15 protein-coding genes are annotated in these 18266 nt (G+C 67.1%); 4 read left to right on the top strand and 11 right to left on the bottom strand.

Annotated features, from left to right (window positions below):
* The first annotated feature begins 79 nt into the window (after positions 1-79).
* The gene (locus L0M17_RS01645) at positions 80-610 is read left to right on the top strand and encodes a hypothetical protein (RefSeq protein WP_241050626.1); all 531 of its coding nucleotides are present in this window, start codon (positions 80-82) and stop codon (positions 608-610) included.
* A gap of 135 nt (positions 611-745) precedes the next feature.
* Here the strand turns inward: L0M17_RS01645 and L0M17_RS01640 are convergent, their stop codons facing one another.
* The 8 genes from L0M17_RS01640 to pcaH all read right to left on the bottom strand — a co-directional run bounded on the left by L0M17_RS01640 (position 746) and on the right by pcaH (position 8307).
* A complete protein-coding gene (locus L0M17_RS01640; RefSeq protein ID WP_241050625.1) occupies positions 746-1543 on the bottom strand; it encodes an IclR family transcriptional regulator domain-containing protein in 798 nt (265 codons plus the stop codon).
* A gap of 27 nt (positions 1544-1570) precedes the next feature.
* Entirely contained in the window at positions 1571-2245 is a 675-nt protein-coding gene (locus tag L0M17_RS01635) for a 3-oxoacid CoA-transferase subunit B (RefSeq protein WP_241050624.1), read from the bottom strand.
* A gap of 3 nt (positions 2246-2248) precedes the next feature.
* Positions 2249-2908, bottom strand: a complete 660-nt coding sequence (locus L0M17_RS01630) for a 3-oxoacid CoA-transferase subunit A (protein ID WP_241050623.1) — start codon at positions 2906-2908, stop codon at positions 2249-2251.
* An 11-nt stretch (positions 2909-2919) separates the two neighbouring features.
* On the bottom strand, positions 2920-4170 hold the full coding sequence (locus L0M17_RS01625; RefSeq protein ID WP_241050621.1) for a thiolase family protein: 1251 nt from the start codon (positions 4168-4170) through the stop codon (positions 2920-2922).
* A complete protein-coding gene (pcaDC, locus tag L0M17_RS23040; RefSeq protein WP_443729163.1) occupies positions 4167-5384 on the bottom strand; it encodes a bifunctional 3-oxoadipate enol-lactonase/4-carboxymuconolactone decarboxylase PcaDC in 1218 nt (405 codons plus the stop codon). Before pcaDC ends, L0M17_RS01625 begins: the two co-directional genes overlap by 4 nt.
* A gap of 82 nt (positions 5385-5466) precedes the next feature.
* On the bottom strand, positions 5467-6909 hold the full coding sequence (locus L0M17_RS01610; protein ID WP_241050619.1) for a lyase family protein: 1443 nt from the start codon (positions 6907-6909) through the stop codon (positions 5467-5469).
* Between the two features lie 5 nt (positions 6910-6914).
* Positions 6915-7487, bottom strand: coding sequence for a protocatechuate 3,4-dioxygenase subunit alpha (gene pcaG, locus L0M17_RS01605; protein WP_241056274.1), 573 nt, complete (start codon positions 7485-7487; stop codon positions 6915-6917).
* A gap of 1 nt (position 7488) precedes the next feature.
* Positions 7489-8307 (bottom strand): protocatechuate 3,4-dioxygenase subunit beta, encoded by an 819-nt coding sequence (pcaH, locus tag L0M17_RS01600; protein WP_241050617.1) that lies wholly within the window; start codon positions 8305-8307, stop codon positions 7489-7491.
* Between the two features lie 447 nt (positions 8308-8754).
* On the opposite strand from pcaH, the gene L0M17_RS01595 reads away from it, so the two are divergent.
* Positions 8755-9747 carry an aldo/keto reductase family protein gene (locus L0M17_RS01595; RefSeq protein WP_241050615.1) on the top strand — a complete coding sequence of 331 codons (993 nt, stop codon included), beginning with the start codon at positions 8755-8757 and terminating at the stop codon, positions 9745-9747.
* Positions 9748-9770: 23 nt separating this feature from the next.
* Here the strand turns inward: L0M17_RS01595 and L0M17_RS01590 are convergent, their stop codons facing one another.
* Together L0M17_RS01590 and L0M17_RS01585 are read right to left on the bottom strand one after the other, a co-directional pair.
* Complete coding sequence (locus L0M17_RS01590; RefSeq protein ID WP_241050613.1) at positions 9771-10433, bottom strand: ABC transporter ATP-binding protein; 663 nt, start codon at positions 10431-10433, stop codon at positions 9771-9773.
* 25 nt (positions 10434-10458) lie between these two features.
* Positions 10459-12438, bottom strand: coding sequence for a bacteriocin-associated integral membrane family protein (locus tag L0M17_RS01585; RefSeq protein ID WP_241050611.1), 1980 nt, complete (start codon positions 12436-12438; stop codon positions 10459-10461).
* 495 nt (positions 12439-12933) lie between these two features.
* Here L0M17_RS01585 and L0M17_RS01580 point away from each other — a divergent pair, with 495 nt between their 5' ends.
* Both L0M17_RS01580 and L0M17_RS01575 read left to right on the top strand, forming a co-directional pair.
* Positions 12934-14835: an FAD-binding monooxygenase gene (locus L0M17_RS01580; protein ID WP_241050610.1), complete on the top strand. Its 1902-nt coding sequence runs from the start codon at positions 12934-12936 to the stop codon at positions 14833-14835.
* Positions 14836-14945: 110 nt separating this feature from the next.
* Positions 14946-16514: a family 16 glycosylhydrolase gene (locus L0M17_RS01575; protein WP_241050609.1), complete on the top strand. Its 1569-nt coding sequence runs from the start codon at positions 14946-14948 to the stop codon at positions 16512-16514.
* Positions 16515-17189: 675 nt separating this feature from the next.
* On the opposite strand, the gene L0M17_RS01570 is transcribed toward L0M17_RS01575, so the two are convergent.
* Entirely contained in the window at positions 17190-18221 is a 1032-nt protein-coding gene (locus tag L0M17_RS01570; protein ID WP_241050608.1) for an aldo/keto reductase, read from the bottom strand.
* Between the last annotated feature and the right edge of the window lie 45 nt (positions 18222-18266).

The raw sequence follows: 18266 nt of genomic DNA, 5'->3' as shown, positions 1-18266 counted from the left end.
ATCAGGCAGCGGTTCCCGCGGACAGATCGATGTAGTTTTGGCCGCCCACTGACGGTAGCGGCCGTGGAAAGGAAACGGCATGTTCGCCGACACCCCCGCCACTGTTCGTCCCCGACTCCATGCACTGCCCTCGGAAGAAGAAACCTCCCGCTCGCGCTCGCTTCGGGCACACCCTTCGAATCACCAGCCATCCCACGACGTTCCCCCGCAGCCGCCGGTCGATGACGACCTGGTCTCCCGCTGGGAGAGGCTCCGGCTCGTGCTCGTCGGACAAGGCCTCAGCGACAGCGAGGCTCGAACGGAAGTAGCCCGCATCGCCGCGAGCAAGGTGTGGGACGAGTTCGCCGACGAACTCCGCCGGCACCGGGCAGCCGGTCGCCAGAAGGAGGCGAACGCTCTGGCAGTAGGCCTCCGCTCCATGCAGGGGGTGACGCAGCCGATCCTGCGCCACCCGGGCGATGTCACCGTGGCCCGGTCCGCGCTGAGCCGCGCGCGCCGACGGCTCAGCCACAACGGGAGTCTGCTCGACCGGCTCCAGGAGCGGCCGAACCCGCTCCGGCGGGCAGAGAACGCGTTCCGGATCCTCGACACGTTCCTGCGGCTCGCCTGATCCTGCCGCCGGCGCCGATCCGCCGCGCTCCAGCCCGTTTCTGCGCCGCCAAAACCGTGTCGCCGGGAAATCGTCGGCGTGTTGCGGGGTCCAGCGGACAGAAGTGGGCCGGAGCGCGAGGAGACGGGCAGCGCCCTAGGCTACCCCTGCGGCCCGCGCCGCATCCGCGATTCCGGCCGCCGTCTTCCGCAGCTCTGGAACGAGGCGCTGCACGTCCGCGTCGCGATCCTCGCTCTCCTCGAGTCGAGCGGACAGGGCGAGGTTGATCGCCGCGAGCGTCCGGCCGTCTGCCGCGAGGACAGGCACGGCCAGCGAACGCAGCCCCACCTCGAGCTCCTGGTCGACCACGGCGTATCCCTGCGCCCGCACCCTCGCCAGCTCCGCTTCTATCGCCTCGCGCGACGTGAGGGTGCGGGGTGTGAGTGCGTCGAGACGTGCGGCGGCGAAGTATGCATCGAGGTCGGCGGGTGAGAGGGCCGCGAGCAGGACCCGACCCATCGACGTGGCGTGCGCCGGGAAACGGGTCCCGGGCGAGATCCCCACCGAGATGATGCGCCGCGTGTGGATCCGCGCGAGGTACACGATGTCCGTCCCGTCGAGGATCGCCATCGATGTGGATTCGCCCTCGCGATGCGAGAGGTCCTCGAGGAACGGCTGCGCGAGCTCGGGCAGCCGCTGGCCGGAGAGGTACGCGTACCCGAGTTGCAGGACGAGGGGCGTGAGCTCGAACAGACGCCCGTCCGTACGCACGTAGCCCAGCTCGACGAGCGTGTGCAGGAATCTCCGGGCCGTCGCGCGGGTGAGATCGGTCCGGGCGGCGACTTGGGAGAGCGTCATCTCCTGATGCTCGGCGTCGAACGCGCGGACGACAGCGAGTCCCCGCGCGAGCGACTGCACGAACTGATCGCCGGGCGCCGCTACCGTCTCACCCATCACCGTTCACCTCGCAACACTATGTGCTCAGACCGCGAGCAGCGGGACGTCCATGAGCTTCTCGAGCTCCTCGAAGGTGACGCCGAACGTCTCCCGCACCCGCACACCGTCGTCCGTGATGAGGAAGACCGCCTTGTCCGTGTAGACCCGCGTCACGCAGCCGACGCCCGTGATCGGGTACGTGCACTCGGGGACGAGCTTGGACTTCCCGTCCTTCGTGAGCAGAGTCATCATGACATACACGTCCTTGGCGCCGGTCGCGAGGTCCATTGCGCCGCCGACGGCGGGAATCGCGTCGGGCGCGCCGGTGTGCCAGTTCGCGAGGTCGCCGGTCGCGGAGACCTGGAACGCGCCGAGCACGCACACGTCGAGGTGCCCGCCGCGCATCATCCCGAACGAGTCGGCGTGGTGGAAGTAGCTCGCCCCGGGGAGTTCGGTCACGGGAATCTTGCCCGCGTTGATGAGGTCCGGGTCGATCTCGTCGCCCTTCGCCTCCGGGCCCATGCCGAGCATCCCGTTCTCCGTGTGGAGCGTGATGTTCTGCTCCTCGGTGAGATAGTTCGAGACCAGGGTCGGCTGGCCGATGCCGAGGTTCACGAACGATCCGGGGGCGATGTCCCGGGCCACGAGCCGCGCGAGGTCGTCGCGGCCGAGGGGTGCATCGCTGGTCTTGTGCACAGAGGAAATCGAGGTCTCAGCCATGATTCAGCCCACCTTCACGATCGTGTTGACGTAGATGCCCGGCGTGACGACGTTCTCGGGGTCCAGACTGCCAATGGGCACGATCTCGGACACCTGCGCGATGGTCTGCTTCGCAGCCGCGGCCATGATGGGCCCGAAGTTCCGCGCCGTCTTGCGGTAGACGAGGTTGCCCTTGCCGTCCGCCTTGAGCGCCTTGATGAGGGCGACATCTGCGTGGATCGGCGTTTCGAAGACCTGCCACTTGCCGTCGAGGAAGCGAGTCTCCTTGCCCTCGGCGAGCATGGTGCCGTAGCCGGTCGGCGTGAAGAAGCCGCCGATCCCCGCGCCCGCCGCCCGAATGCGCTCGGCGAGGTTGCCCTGCGGGACGAGTTCGAGCTCGATCTCCCCCGCTCGGTACTTCGCGTCGAAGTGCCACGAGTCGCTCTGCCGGGGGAAGGAGCAGATCATCTTCCGCACCCGGCCCTCCTTGATGAGGAGCGCGAGGCCCTCGTCGGCCTGCCCGGCGTTGTTGTTGACCACGGTGAGGCCTGTTGCCCCGCTCTGCAGCAGGGCGTCGATGAGCTCGAACGGCTGCCCTGCGTTGCCGAAGCCGCCGATCATGACCGTCGAGCCGTCCTGAACGCCGGCAACGGCCTCGGCGACGGTCTCCTTGAATTCCAGCATCTCTTCCGTCCTTACTTGGCAGCCGCGACGTTCTCAAGCACCACCGCGAGCCCCTGCCCCACACCGATGCAGATGGCCGCCACGCCCCAGCGCTCTCCGCTGCGCTGCAGGCTGCGGGCGAGCGTGCCGAGGATGCGACCGCCGGACGCGCCGAGCGGGTGGCCCATCGCGATCGCGCCGCCGTGCTGGTTGACGATCTCGGGGTCGACCTTCCACGCGTCGAGGCACGCGAGCGACTGCGCTGCGAACGCCTCGTTGAGCTCGACGGCGCCGACCTGGTCCCACGTGATTCCCGCCTTCGCGAGGGCGCGGTTCGCGGCCTCGACCGGGGCGAAGCCGAAGAACTGCGGCTCGTTCGCTGCCGCCCCGCGGCCCGCGATCCGGGCGATGGGCTCGAGGCCGAGCGTGCCGGCCGCAGCCTCGGAGCCGAGCAGGACGGCGGACGCGCCATCGGAGAGCGGCGAGGCGTTGCCCGCGGTCACGGTGCCGCCCTTCGTCGAGCCGGAGCGGTCGCCGTTGTCCGGGCGGAAGACCGTCTTGAGGCCCGCGAGCTTCTCCGCGCTCGAGCCCGGGCGGATGCCCTCGTCACGGGTGAGATCCGTGCCGGGCACAGGGACGACGAGCTCGTCGTAGAAGCCCTCGTTCCACGCCTTGTCCGAGAGGTTGTGCGAGCGCGCGGCGAACAGGTCCTGCCGGTCGCGGCCGATGGCGTGCCGCTCGCGCAGCTGCTCGGTCGCCTCGCCGAGGGAGACGGTCCATTCCGAGGGCATGTTCGGGTTCACGAGCCGCCAGCCGAGCGTGGTCGAGGAGAGCTTCATATCGCCAGCTGGGTACGGCTTCTCGGTCTTCGGGCGCACCCAGGGCGCGCGGCTCATCGACTCGACGCCACCCACGAGGACGACGTCGGCGTCGCCCACCGCGATCTGGCGCGAGGCAATCATCGCGGCGTCGAGCGACGAACCGCATAGCCGGTTCACGGTCGTGCCCGGGATCGACGTCGGGAGGCCCGCGAGGAGCGTGGCCATGCGGGCAACGTTCCGGTTCTCCTCGCCAGCACCGTTCGCGTTGCCGAAGATGACCTCGTCGACCGCGCTGTGCTTGCCGTCGGTGCCCTCCAGAGCCTCAGCGGTGAGGCCCGGGGCCCGGCCGACGATGGCGCGGACAACGTGCGCGGCCAGATCGTCGGGCCGGACACCGGCGAGGCCACCGCCGAACTTGCCGAACGGCGTGCGGATCGCGTCGTATACAAATGCTTCAGTCACTGCTGTTCCTTATCAACGTCTGCCAAAGTCTTCTGCGCCACCTTGAAAGCCGTGTTGGCGGAGGGCACCCCGCAGTAGATGGCGGACTGCAGGATCACTTCCTTGATCTCGTCCCGCGTGAGCCCGTTGCGCAGGGCCGCACGCACGTGCATCGCGAACTCGTCCCAGTGCCCGTGGGCGATCATCGCCGTGAGCACAGCCACCGAACGCATCTGCCTCGTGAGCCCCGGCCGCGTCCAGATGCCGCCCCATGCGATGCGCGTGATCATGTTCTGGAACTCGGCCGTGAACTCGTCGGTGTTCTGATTCGCCCTGTCGACGTGCGCGTCGCCGAGGACTTCGCGCCGAACGACCATGCCGCCGTCGTACACCTCGCGCTGGGTGGCGTCGGCTTGGACGGCACCGGCCCGCGGATCGCGTCGCGTGTCCAGCGCAGCGGCCGAGAAGTGCTTGCGCAGCAGCTCGGCCACGGCGACGGGATTTTCGGCCGGCGCAATGTGTGCCACTCCGGGAAGCTCGACGGCGGTTCCCTGCTGAGCGTGCTCGGCCATCCATTCGGCATCCGAGAACGGGCAGACGGAGTCGAATTCGCCGGCGACGGCGAGGAACGGGACCGCGATGTCGCCGAAGCGGTCGCGGACGTCGTAGGCCGAGATCGCGCGGCACACCGCGGCGTAGCCGAAGCGGTCGGCATCGCGGAGCGTGTGGAGAAGCCGGGACGACTCGGCCGGGTGCTCGCCGAGGAAGCCCGGCGCGAACCAGATCTCGGCCGAGGCCTGGAGGCGAACTGCCGTGCCCTGCTTCGCGACGAGCTCGGCGCGTTCGGCATAGCCCTCGGCGCCGTTGAAGCGCGCGGACGAGCAGAACATGGCGAGGCTCAGCAGGCGGTCAGGGTGGCGCAGCGCGAGCTCGGCGCCGGTCGCGCCGCCCACTGAATCGCCGGCGTAGTGAAACGCCGTAGGTGAGGACGCCGCGCCCGGCACAATCGAGTCCACGAGTGCGACCACGGCGTCCGCGAGATCACCGACGCTGAACTCTGCGTCCGGGGCCGGTGCAGGCGAGACGCCGTGGCCCGGGAGGTCCCAACCGAGGACGTCGTAGTCCTCGCCGAGGAGGTGGGCGACGGCGTCCCACATGACCGTCGATGTCCCGAGGGACGGCCCCAGGACCACGAGCTCCTTCTCGCCCAGCTGCTCCCGCGGCGAGAGCCGCACGGCACGGATCTGTGGCACGCTCACGTCTGTTCCGTTCCTTTCTTTCGTCGCGTCTTTCGTCGCGCCGTCACGTCCGCAGGGTTCAGACCCTGCGGACGTGACGGCGCGACGGGTCGTGGCGGCGCTCGGCCGCGGTTTCTTCGTAGGTCTTCAGGATCCGGTCGACGATCCCAGCCGCGTCACCTTGGTATCCGGCGGGGTCGAGCAGCTCGTCGAGCCGCGCGTCGAAGTCCTCGCCGGCTGCCTCGGAACGGACGACGGCGCGCAGTTCCTTGCGCAGGATGCACGCCTGTTCGGAAGTGCCAGCACCGTTGGCAGCGGCGGCGAGCGTCGCATCCACTGCCTTCTGGACACCCGCCCGCCCGCCCTCTGCTACGCCGGAGAGCTCAAGCATGAGCCGCTCGCTCACGAGCAGCGGCCCGCTCAGCTCGAGGTTCCGGCGCATCGCCTCCGGGAACACGCGTAGGCCCTCGACGAGCTCACGCAGCGAGGCCGCAGCACCACCCGCGAGGCGCAGGAGCTCCCGGAGGGCAGGCCATTCGCTGTGCCACGCGCCGCCGGCGCGCTCGTCCTCGCTCAGGGCCGCCGCGATCTCGAGCTGCGCCACTTGAGCCGGCGCTTGAAGCGCGGCCGAGCGGATGAGCACCGAAAGGGCAGGGTTCTGCTTCTGCGGCATCGCTGAGGAGCCACCACGGCCCTCGGCGAGAGGTTCGCCGAGCTCGCCGAACTCGGGGCGCGCGAGCAGCATGACGTCGTTGGCCACGTGCCCCGCGGCCGTGGTCACGGCCGCGAGCGCATGGCCGAGATCCGTGACAGGTCCCCGGAACGACTGCCAGGGCGCAACCGCGGTTTCGAGGCCCGAGCGCTGCGCCCAGTCCGCCGCGAGGGCGGCCGGTTCGCCGCCGAGTGCGACGAGCGAGGCGTTCGTCCCGGCCGCTCCCCCGCACTGCACCGGGAAGGCGAGCGAGGAGAGTCGCGATTCGGCGTGCGCGACACCCTGAAGCCAGTTCGCCGCCTTGAGCCCGAAGCTCGAGGGCAGCGAGTGCTGGGTTAGCGTGCGGGCCACCTGCGGGGTGGTCCGGTAACGGTCGGCGAGCCGCGCGAGTGCCTCGGCGGCGGGGCTCAGGTCCGCGAGAATCCCCGCAATCGCCCGCTTGGCGGTCAGCATGAGTGCCGAATCGAGCACGTCCTGACTCGTGAGACCCTTGTGGACGGCTGCCTTCCCCGGCGTTGGCGTGGTCTCTCGAAGTGTCTTGACGAGCGGGATGACTGGGTTGCCGCCGCCCTGCGAAGCTTCGGCGAGCCGCGCGCCGTCGTATGTTCCCGCCGTCGTGCCTTGCTTCACGGCATCGCGTACCGCGGCCCCGGATCCCGCCTCGACGAGCCCCGCGGCCTCGAGCGTCTCCGCCCACGATGCCTCGAGTTCGAGCATCGCGGCGATGATCGCGTCGTCGCCCGTCGCTCCGGCAAGGGCCGGGCTAGCCCAAGCCGGGGAGAGCAGGCCGCGATCTGCGGGGTCCGTCACGGCCGTCAGCCCTCGGCGTGGAAGTCGAGGAAGACAGTCTCATCCTCGCCCTGGAGGCGGATGTCCCAGTGGAGCGACCCATCGGCGAGACGCTCAGCGATCAGCGTCTTGCGGCGGGCGGGCTCGAGGGAGCTGAGCAGCGCGTCGTTCTCGAGTGCCTCCGTGTCCTCAGGCAGATAGGCGCGTGTGAAGAGCCGGTTCATGAGGCCGCGTGCGAAGACGGCGACGGCGAAGAAGGGCGCCTTGCCCGGCTCCGTCGGGCCCGGATTCACGGTCGAGAAGACGTACTTGCCCGTGTTGCCGACCGGGGTGCGGCCCCAGCCCGTGAACGTGTAGCCGTCGCGGACCAGTGAGCCTGTCTCGTCCGGGATGTTGCCGTTCGAGTCCGCCTGCCAGATCTCGACGAGGGCGTCCGGGATCGGGTTGCCGTTGCCGTCGTACACAGTGCCGTGGAGCTTGACGCTGTTCGGGCTGCCCGGGGGCACGAGCTCGCCGCCCTTTTCGAACGGGAGCGCGTAACCGAAGAAGGGGCCGACGGTCTGGCCGGGTGTGGGGGTCAGCTGCTCACTTGCAGGCATTTCAGTGCTCACTCTCGCCCTGCTCTCCATACGCTTCGTTCTCGGTCCAGGTCCGCTTCGAGCCCGTGAGGACGATGTCCCACTCGTAGCCCAGCGCCCACTCAGGCGAGGTGAGGTCGTGGTTGTAGCGGGCCACGAGACGGTCCCGCGCATCCTGGTCGACGATCGACTGATAGATCGGGTCCAAGGGGAAGAGCTGATCTCCGGGGAAGTACATCTGGGTCACGATGCGCTGGGTGAACTCGGTGCCGAAGAGGCTGAAGTGGATGTGCGCCGGGCGCCACGCGTTGAGGTGGTTCTTCCACGGGTAGGCACCCGGCTTGATGGTCAGGAACTCATAGGAGCCGTCGGGGCCGGTGATGCAGCGGCCTACGCCCGTGAAGTTCGGGTCGATCGGCGCCGGGTGCTGGTCGCGCTTGTGGATGTAGCGGCCGGCGGAGTTCGCCTGCCAGATCTCGACGAGCTGGCCCGCGACCGGACGGCCATTGCCGTCGAGCACCTTGCCCCGCAGGACCATGCGCTCCCCGAGCGGTTCACCGCCATGCTGGATGGTGAGATTCGACTCGAGCGCGTGCACGTCCTGGTGGCCGAATGCCGGGCTGTAGAGCTCGATCGTCTCCGGATCGGTGTGGTGCAGGCTCTTGGTGGGATGCCGCAGGATCGAGCTGCGATACGGCGGGTAGTCGACGCGCGGCTGGATCTCCGCGGGCTGGCCGGCGGCGCGAGCCGCTTGGTAGCCCTCTTCGATGTCCCGGATCTCTTGGCTGACGATCGCTTGATTGTCAGCTGCGACGTCGGACGATTTGACGGGCTCGCCCATAGTTCCTCCTCTAGCTTCCTTGCTGAGTGCCCTGCGCGCGGCACCGTCTCCTCTTCGAAAGTACAGCGCCGTTCGCATTCTGCACAAGTGTTCGTGATGCGAACAAGATGTGAGCACGGGCGGTTCTCTCAGGCTAGGAGTGAGGGGTCAGATGAGGTAGAGGTTCTTCCGTTCAACGGAAGTACTTGGTCGAGGGGCTTGCAGAGTCTCACCTTCCCCCCGCTCCCGCCCACTTCTGATTGCCCGGCACGAGGCTTTCCCGCGACACGCCGCTTCCACGACTGATTGGGAAAACACAACCGGGCTGGAGCGCGGGCGTGCTCCCCATAATGAGGTCCGGGCAATAGCTGGGGCTGGGCCGTAACTAGGTCTGGGAGGACCTTCCTCGGCCCGGTCAAACGGGCGTACTGATGGAGGGTAGGCCATTACGACAATGGAGGCACCAGCATGCGCTATCGCAAACTCGGCAGTTCCGACCTCGAAGTCTCAGAGATCTCCCTCGGCTCATGGCTCACGTATTCGGGCGGGATCGAAGCGGAACAGACGCTGGCCTGCACTGAGGCAGCCTTCGATGCCGGAATCAACTTCTTCGACACGGCGAATGTCTACGGGCGGGGTGCGGCCGAGACGGCGTGGGGCGAGATCCTCTCCAAGCACCCGCGCGATTCCTACATCCTCGCGACGAAGGTCTTCGGCCAGATGTCGGACACCGATTCTGGCCTGTCCCCCGAGCAGATTGCCAAGCAGATCGACGCGTCGCTGACCCGCCTCAAGACTGACTACGTGGACCTGTACCAGGCGCACCGGTTTGACTCGAGCGTGCCGATCGAGGACACGATCGAGGCGTTCCAGAAGGTCGTGGAGCAGGGCAAAGCCCGGTACCTCGGATTCAGCGAGTGGACCCCGGAACAGATCCAGACGGCGATCGATATCGCCGGGCCCGATCTGTTCGTCTCGTCGCAGCCCCAGTATTCGATGCTCTGGCAGGCACCGGAGGAGCAGGTCTTCCCGCTGTGCGCCGCGAACGGCATCTCGCAGATCGTGTGGTCGCCGCTCGCGCAGGGCGTGCTGACCGGCAAGTACAAGCCGGGGCAGTCCGTGCCCGAGGACAGCCGCTTCGCCAACGAGTCCATGAACGCGTTCAAGGACCGCTTTCTCCAGGATCCGATCCTCGAGGCGGTCCAGCGGCTCGTGCCGATCGCCGAAGGCGCAGGCCTCGACCTCACGACAATGGCCCTCGCTTGGGTCCTGCGCCGCAGCGAACTCGCCTCGGCGATCATCGGTGCGTCCCGGCCGGAGCAGGTCCACAAGAACGCCGCCGCCTCGGGGGTCGAGCTGAGCGACGACGTCCTCGCCGCCATCGACGGGGCCCTCGGCGACGTTCCCGTCAAGGGACAGACGCCGGCGAACAACGCGCAGCTGGAGATCAAGCGGCGGTAGGCCGCGGACACAAAGATCGGTGGTCACGGAGGAGCCAGCCCCTGATCAGTGCCTTCCAGGTTGAGTCGCTGGTCGCAGGCAGCCATGAGGACTTCGTCGTGGGTTGCAACAATCACTGCAACTCCGCGTGCGGCTTCTTCGAGGAGGAAATTCGTGACGAGGCTCCGATTGTTGCGGTCGAGTGATGCAGTGGGCTCATCGGCGAAGATCACGTCTGCCGAGCGGAACATCGCGCGGGCAAGTCCCACACGCTGCTTCTCGCCGCCGCTCAGGGTTGAGACCTTGTGGGCCGAACGCCCGTCGAGACCTACACGCTCGAGGGCATCTCTGACCCCTGCTATACGGCCGGCTCGCTGGGCGAACAGGGGAAGTTTCGAAAGGGCTACGTTGTACGCGACGGATTCCTCGTCGATGAGCCCGTAGTCCTGGAACACGAAGGCGGCGTGCTCTTGCCAGAATCTGCGTCGCCGGCGATCGTCCCATGCCGTGGCGTCCTGTCCGCCGACCAGTACGGTTCCGCCGTCAACGCGGCGGAGGAGTGACAGTACATTGAGCAGGGTTGTCTTGCCGGAGCCGCTCGGTCCGACCAGAGCGAGCGTGCGGCCCGGTTTGGCACACACGCTCTCGTCGTGGAGCACCTGTTGCCCGTCGATCTTTACGTTGACGTTCTGTGCGGTGATTTCCACCGGCACTCCTTTCAGGCGAGGGACCTCAGGCTCTGCGGGCTAATGTCTTGGCGAAAACGCCCTTGGCGAAGGCGATGTGCAGGGTTAAAGAAATCGCGACATAAAGCGGTATCCCTGTCAGGGTCCACAAGGTCTCCGGCCGTCGGTCCGCGCCCAGGGCGAAGAACATGCCGCCTGCGAGGGCTGTCGCGAGGGCGCCTTCCCACGTCATGCGTCGACGAAGCACGCGTGACCACGTCCAGCCAGCCGTGCGCTGGACGAAAAGTCGCTTTGCCCCGGAGATCGAGTAGACGATGGCCGAGACGGCGATTCCCATTGTCAAGGCCAGCAGCACGAGGGCGAAGGAAAGCGCTTTGAGGCCGGCCGACTGATTCTGGAGCTGGCTGTTGTAGAGGGCGGCATCGGCGATCCTGTCGACTGACAGCACGGCGGCCGCGAGCGATGACTCCTGGAGATTGGTGTTGACCCAGCTCGCATCGCTGAACGTGAGGTTCCCAGAGGAGAGGAAGGCAGCCATAGTGGAGTCGTTGAACGTCTCCGCTGGGCGATCCGCCACGATGATCAGAGGATGGTGGAACTGCACCATCTCTCCGACTACCGGAGGCAGGGCGGGGAATTCCTCGGGGCCGGTATACCGGTAGTACCGCAGAGTCTCATCGATCCCCTGATGGTTGTTCCCGGCTCGGTTCAGCAGGGGGAACTGACGACTCCAGAAGTCCTTGGCTCCCGGGGGAAGGAAGTCGTATACGACCGGCTCCGCGACCCTGTCCAGCAGATTCTGGGCTTGCGACGTCTCGTGGATGAGGAGCGGGGCGATCGTCTGCAGGTACTCAGGGTTGACCAGCACGATCCCGTCGAACTCGCCCGAACCGCTGTTCCCAGGTGGGAATGCATAGGACATGGTCAGCTTTCCCGCACGGGACGCTGAAGCAGCAATATTGCGGAGAGCCTCTTGATGAGTGGCGAATTCCGCGTCGGATTGGACCGAGATCCGGAGTGCGACGTTGTCCTTCAGCACCTGCCACTTCGCGTTCTGTGTCGAGAGATTCGCGGCTTGAGCGATGGAAGCGCCGATGACGGGGAGCGTCACGGCAACCAGCACGAGTGTTCCCGCCTTCAGGATCTCGCTGACCATACCGAAGTGCTTCTCGGGCGGTCGGCGCGAAGCCAAGCCATCTATCGTCGGCCAGGTCATCACACCCATCACCAGTGCGCAGAGTCCCACCCCCACCGCCGCGCAAGCGATGAATGAACCCGCCGTAAGAAGGAACTCCGGCAGGTGGGAGGCCTTGCCCTGGAACACGACTGCGGCAGCGGAGGCCGCCAGGCCGAGGGCAGCAGACGCGCCGAAGGATCCCAGAAGCGAGAAGATGTCATCAGATGCGATCCTCAACGTCCGCGCGCCGTGGAGGGCCTTGAGGGCCCGGGCCCGCGCACGCAGCACATACCAGGAGATGACCGCGGTGGCCGAGAGGACAGCGCACGTGAGAAGCGTGAGCCAGGCTCCGCTCTCGATAAGCGCTTGGCTGAGGATCGTTGCGGGATTCCGCGCTACGACGCTCCGCCCGACGCCGTTGGCGTCGGTCCACTCGAGGAAGGCCCTTTCTGCGGCAGGGCCTCCCGAGTACACGTAGGGGCCGTTGAGGGAAGCCGTTCCGAGATCATGAGACGGAAGCAGACGGCCGTGCATCCCCGGCTTGAACCAGTCGATGTCCTGCGGCTCCTGGGGTGCGGCTCGTCTGAAAACGTAGAGGGACCGCGAATTGAAGAAGTCGTTCGGGTCTGCCACCACCTTGGCCAAGCGCAGGCCCGACCCATCCGCCATCGAATCCAGTTCTGCGATCGCCTGATCCTTCGACAGACCGCTGTGCGTGAAATCAAGGCTCGCCTTGAATTCCGTCCCCCAGGGAAATGCACTCTCGGCTGTTGACATCGCTATCCCCGCGAGGAGGGAGAGGAATATCGCGATGCCGAAGGATGTCACCTTCACCAAGGTCTTGAGCATTTAGGTCCTATCGGCCTAGAAAGCGAGGAGCTCACTTTGCCCCGAGCCTTCATCCCGGGATGCCCTTTGTCAACCTAATAGTGTTAAATCTGCGGCTTGGGCTCCAAAGGGCGTAATCCCGCCCCTTTTCGACGGCGAGAACTTATCCAAGCCCTCTCACGGAGATTCATGCAGTGCGAAACACGGAGAAAGCGAGCATTACCACGGAGAAACCTGCATGGTTGCGCCAATTTCTCAACCCAACTACTGAATTGCTCGAACTTTAGTTCCATGAGGAGCCTCAGTATTCTTCGACCCACCACGGAGTCGTCGCACGGCTGCGCGCGGAGGACGACGACGGCAGGCCGCACCGCCGTCGTCGTCCCCTTCGCTCTGGGGCTTGAAGCGCGACTGTGACCTGCCTTACCATGGATTGAGCGATATTAGAACACCGAGTTCTATTATCGAACAGTCTGAAATTGGCGACAGCCAGCCACAACGAAGTGAGGAAAGCCCGTGCAGTTCCACCACCACGGTTACGTCTCCGGCGACCCGCGCATCCAGCCGGCCGCCGGCGTCGGCATCAATCGACCGGACGAACTTCCCGACGAGGTCGATGTGCTCATCGTGGGGACGGGGCCCGCGGGCATGATCACCGCCGCGCAGCTGTCCCAATTCCCGGACATCACCACGCGCATCGTGGAGCGCCGGCCCGGACGCCTCGCGATCGGCCAGGCGGATGGCATCCAGGCGCGCAGCGTCGAGACCTTCCAGGCCTTCGGCTTCGCCGAGCGGATCATCGCCGAGGCGTACCGCATCACCGAGATGGCGTTCTGGAAGCCGGACCCCTCCGATCCGTCGCGCATCGTCCGCGGCGGCCGGGCGGTCGACGACGAGATGGGCATCAGCGAATTCCCGCACCTGATCGTCAACCAAGCCCGCGTCCTCGACTACTTCGCCGAGTTCATGGCGAACTCACCCTCCCGGATGAGGCCGGACTACGGCTACGAGTTCCGCGGGCTCAAGACGGCCGACGACGGCAGCGAGTACCCCGTCGAGGTCACCTTGGCGCACACCGCGGGAGAGCTCGAGGGCCAGGAGCGGACGGTTCGCGCGAAGTACGTCGTGGGGGCCGACGGCGCACGCAGCAAGGTGCGGCAGTCGATCGGCTGCACCCTCGCCGGGGATCAGGCCAACCACGCGTGGGGCGTCATGGATGTCCTCGCCGTGACCGATTTCCCCGACATCCGCGAGAAGTGCGCAATCCAGGCCGAGAGCGGCAGTATCCTCCTGATCCCACGCGAGGGCGGCCACCTCTTCCGCATGTATGTCGATCTCGGCGAGGTCGCGGCGGACGACAACGGTGCCGTGCGGAAGACGACGATCGAGCAGATCATCGCCAAGGCGAACGAGATCATGCACCCCTACACGGTCGAGGTGCGCAACGTCGCGTGGCACAGCGTCTACGAAGTGGGCCACCGTCTCACGGACAGGTTCGACGACGTCCTCCCGGCGCAGCTCGGCACGCGCACGCCGCGCGTGTTCATCACGGGCGACGCCTGCCACACGCACAGCGCGAAGGCCGGACAGGGCATGAACGTCTCGATGCAGGACGGCTTCAACCTCGGCTGGAAGCTCGGTCACGTCCTCGAGGGACGCAGCCTTGAGAGCCTCCTCTCGACGTACTCGGCGGAGCGGCAGGTCATCGCGAAGAACCTCATCGACTTCGACAAGGAGTGGTCGACGCTCATGGCGAAGAAGCCCGAAGAGTTCGAAAACCCGGCCGAGCTCGAGGACTTCTACGTGCGGACCGCCGAGTTCCCCGCAGGCTTCATGACCCAGTACGCGCCGTCCATGCTCATTGCCGAGTCGGCGCATCAGGACCTCGCGGCCGGCTTCCCGATCGGCAAGCGCTTCAAGTCCGCGCCCGTGGTGCGGGTGTGTGACACGAATCCCCTCCAGCTGGGGCATCAGGCAACCGCCGATGGCCGGTGGCGGATCTACGTGTTCGCGGACGCCGCCCCCGCGGGAGCTGCGTCGCCGGTTGCGGACTTCGCGGAATGGCTCGAGACCGCGCCGGACTCGCCGCTCGCGGCGACCCCGGCCGGCGCCGATCGCGACGCGTGGTTCGACGTCAAGGTGATCTACCAGCAGGACCACAGCAACGTCGACATCAACGCCGTCCCCGCAGCGTTCAAGCCCCAAGTCGGCCCCTTCAAGCTCACCTATCTCGAGAAGGTCTACGGGACCGACCCGAAGGCAGACATCTTCGACGTGCGCGGCATTGACCGCGGTGGGGTCGTCGTCGTCGTGCGCCCGGATCAGTACGTTGCGAACATCCTGCCGCTGACCGCCACCGCCGAGCTCGGCGCGTTCTTCGCGCCGATCCTGGGCGCGCGGAAGCCCGAGACGGTCTGAGAGTCCCCCAAGGGCTAGGCAGCGATCCATGGATCGCTGCCTAGCTGATTTCAACTCGCCGTCCGCGGCAATACCGGGATCAGCCGAAGGGCACCGGTACGCTCGGCCGCATGGCGACGAGGTGGGCCGCTGCAGCGGCCGTCTGCGGCACACTGCTGCTGTCAGGCTGGGCTTATCCGACGACGACCAGCCCGGCAGTCACAGTGGCGACGACTACCTCCACCTCCGACGGCACCCAGGCCGCAGTCACCCAAGGCTGGGGGCCGGTCGTGGCCGGGGACGAGTTCAACACGGGCAGCACCCCCAACCCGCTCCTGTGGGAGGTGTACAACTCGGCCGGCAACGCCGGGCAGGGCGTCCGCTCCCCGTCCGCGGTCACGGTCGCGAACGGCATGCTGACCATCTCTGGAGACGCCAACGGGACGACTGGGGGCCTCGCCTCGAAGTTCGCCCGGCAGGAGTACGGGCGGTGGGAGGCCAGGATGAGGACCTCCGCGCGGGACCCCAAGTATCACCCCGTCATGATCCTCTGGCCCGACTCGAACAACTCGCCCACGTGCGCGGAGACCGACTACGCCGAGGGCCAAAGCGACACGACGAGAATCAACTTCTTCCTTCACTATGCCTGCTCCGGAAGCAGCTTCCAGGCTTCGGCGAGCAAGGTTCTGGACACGACCCAGTGGCATAACTACGCCGTGGACTGGTCACCGAGCGGAATCATCGGCTATGTCGACGGCGTGGAGTGGTTCCGAGACACCAATCCCGCCGACATCCCGTCCGAGTCGATGCACCAGACGCTCCAACTCGACTGGTTTCCGAATGGAACGCCCACCACTCCAACGCAGATGTACGTCGACTGGGTCCGCGTCTACGCGGCGGGCACTCTCAGCGGGGAAATGGACACGAAGGCGGCGAGTTGGGGGCTCGGGAGCGCTACGAGCGGCGTCATGCCGATCCGCGACGGCGGCTTCTACCGCAACTACCAGTACGGCGCCGTCATCTCGACGCCGTGGCACACCCTGCAGGTCTCCCACGGCGCCATCCGCGGCCAGTGGGCGGCGCTCGGCTTCGAGAACGGCGTTCTCGGCTATCCGACGACCGACGAGATCGGCGGACTGCGCGACGGCGGCGTGTACCAGAACTACGAGGGCGGGGCCATCATCTGGTCCCCTGCCACTGGGGCTCAGGAGTCGCTGGGGCCTATTCGCGCCGAATGGCAGCAGCTCGGCTTCGAGGGCGGCGTCCTCGGATACCCGACCACAAGGGTGGTCACCGGCCTCGTGAACGGGGGCTCGTACCAGAACTACCAAGGCGGGGCCGTCGTCTCCTCGCCGGCCTCGGGCACCCATGAGTCGGTCGGGGCCATCCGCTCTGAGTGGCAGTCGACCGGGTTCGAGCACGGAGTGCTCGGCTACCCCACCACGGACGTTGTCACCGGCCTCGCAAATGGCGGCTCGTACCAGAACTACCAAGGCGGGGCCATCGTCTCCTCGCCGGCCTCGGGTACCCATGAGTCGTATGGGCCAATCCGGGCGGCGTGGCAGTCCAGCGGCTTCGAAGGCGGAACCCTCGGCTACCCGACCAGCGAGGTCTATTCCATCCCAAATGGTGTGTGCCAAGACTTCCAGGGCGGCCGGATCAGCGACATCAACGGGACCCTCTCCATCGCCTCCTCCTGACTCGACCCGCTTTCGAATTCGAGCAGTTCGCGACGCAACGTGCGAGAATGCGGCCGATGCGCCATGGTTATCGGTCCAACGGTGGAGTCGCTACGAGGCCCTCGGGGCGGAGGCGGCTACGCCGGCGTATCAGGAACAGGCGCCGCCTCCTCTTCTGGACGGGAGTCGCCGTCCTCTCAATCGCCGTCAGCGCCATTCTGTGGAGGACAACTCTCCCGGACCCCGGCCTGAGTGCGAGGGCGGGCGAGCCTTCCCAGGCACCCACGCTGGGTTCTTCTCCTGCCGGACTCGCCTCGCCTTCGCTCGAGTCGGTTCCGCCTACCACGACGTCTCCAGCACCTACTTGGACTTCTGGGACCGGCGCCCCAGCGACCGCGCACGCCGTCCCGGGCCGAGGCTCAGGCCCAGACCCGGGCCCAGACCCAGGCCCGGCGCAGGCTGTGGGCCCGGCGCCCAATGAGCCTGTCGCCACGCTCGCTCCCGTGGTCGCGTCTGCTGCGGCACCAGGTCCTTCCACCCCAACTGCCACCGTTCCGACGACTCAAGCAGCCGTGCCAGCGCCCACACCTACGCCCACGCCGTCGAAGTGCTCTCCGCTCTCCGGGCTGGGCGGGCTCCTCGGCGGGGAGCCGTGCCACTGAGGCACGGTTCCCCGCCTGAAGCGGACCCCCGGGTCTAGCGGCCGCCCTCGATCTTGCGGCTCCGCTGCTGGAGGGCCTGCTCGCCGTAGGGGTAGACATCGAGCTCCGGCTCGCTGACCTTCGTGAGCCGCTCGGTCTCCTCCTGCTCGAGCTGCAGGGCGTCGGCCTTGAGGTTGTCCGCGAGCTGCTCCTGGGTGCGGGCCCCGAGGAGCACGGAGGTGACGGCGGGCCGGTCCGCGAGCCAACGCAGCGCGACCTGGGCGGAGGAGACGCCGTGGGCATCCGCGATCTCACGGACCGCGTCGATGATCTCCCACGTGCGGGACTTCGCGTTGCGCGGCTCCCACGCCTCCATGCCGCGCTGCGGGTTCTCTCCGAGGCGGGTCGCACCGGTCGGTGCGGTGTCCCGCCGGTACTTGCCGCTCAACCAGCCGCCGCCGAGCGGCGACCACGGCAGCAGTCCCATCCCGGCGTCGAGCGCCGCGGGCACGATCTCCGACTCGATGCCGCGCACAAGCAGGCTGTACTGCGGCTGCAGCGTGACCGGGGGCGCCCAGCCGTGCGCCTTCGCCTCGTAGACAGCCTTCGTGAGCTGCCACCCGGTGAAGTTCGAGAACCCGTAGTAGCCAATCTTCCCGGACGCGACGGCGTCGTCGAGGAAACGCAGCGTCTCCTCGATGGGGGTCAGCGGATCCCACGCGTGCATCTGGTACAGGTCGATGTGGTCGACGCCGAGCCTCCGCAGCGACGCGTCGAGGGCCGTGCGCAGGTGGCGCCGGGAAATGCCGAGGTCGTTAGGCCCCTGCCCCATCGGGAAGCGGCCCTTCGTCGCGATGACGAGCCGGTCACGCCGGCCGGGGTCCGCCGCGAGCCAGCGGCCGATGATCTCCTCGGAGGTTCCCGAGGAGTAGACATCGGCGGTATCGATGAAGTTGCCTCCCGCCGCGACGAAATCGTCGAGAATTGCGTGCGACGTCGATTCGTCGGCTTCATGCCCAAAGGTCATGGTGCCGAGGCAGAAGGCTGAGACGACGGCGCCACTGGCGCCGAGATTGCGGTATTCCATCACGATCCTCCGTGTGAGGTTACTGAGGGGCCGCGTTCCAGCCTA

This window comes from Sinomonas terrae (assembly GCF_022539255.1).
Taxonomy (GTDB): domain Bacteria; phylum Actinomycetota; class Actinomycetes; order Actinomycetales; family Micrococcaceae; genus Sinomonas; species Sinomonas terrae.
This window is presented reverse-complemented; position numbering and strand designations above follow the sequence as displayed.

Bases quoted from the DNA above. Each gene is read 5' to 3' on its own strand.
- L0M17_RS01645 (WP_241050626.1), top strand. From the start codon at position 80: ATGTTCGCCGACACCCCCGCCACTGTTCGTCCCCGACTCCATGCACTG.
- L0M17_RS01640 (WP_241050625.1), bottom strand. From the start codon at position 1,543: ATGGGTGAGACGGTAGCGGCGCCCGGCGATCAGTTCGTGCAGTCGCTC.
- L0M17_RS01635 (WP_241050624.1), bottom strand. From the start codon at position 2,245: ATGGCTGAGACCTCGATTTCCTCTGTGCACAAGACCAGCGATGCACCC.
- L0M17_RS01630 (WP_241050623.1), bottom strand. From the start codon at position 2,908: ATGCTGGAATTCAAGGAGACCGTCGCCGAGGCCGTTGCCGGCGTTCAG.
- pcaG (WP_241056274.1), bottom strand. From the start codon at position 7,487: ATGCCTGCAAGTGAGCAGCTGACCCCCACACCCGGCCAGACCGTCGGC.
- pcaH (WP_241050617.1), bottom strand. From the start codon at position 8,307: ATGGGCGAGCCCGTCAAATCGTCCGACGTCGCAGCTGACAATCAAGCG.
- L0M17_RS01595 (WP_241050615.1), top strand. From the start codon at position 8,755: ATGCGCTATCGCAAACTCGGCAGTTCCGACCTCGAAGTCTCAGAGATC.
- L0M17_RS01585 (WP_241050611.1), bottom strand. From the start codon at position 12,438: ATGCTCAAGACCTTGGTGAAGGTGACATCCTTCGGCATCGCGATATTC.
- L0M17_RS01575 (WP_241050609.1), top strand. From the start codon at position 14,946: ATGGCGACGAGGTGGGCCGCTGCAGCGGCCGTCTGCGGCACACTGCTG.
- L0M17_RS01570 (WP_241050608.1), bottom strand. From the start codon at position 18,221: ATGGAATACCGCAATCTCGGCGCCAGTGGCGCCGTCGTCTCAGCCTTC.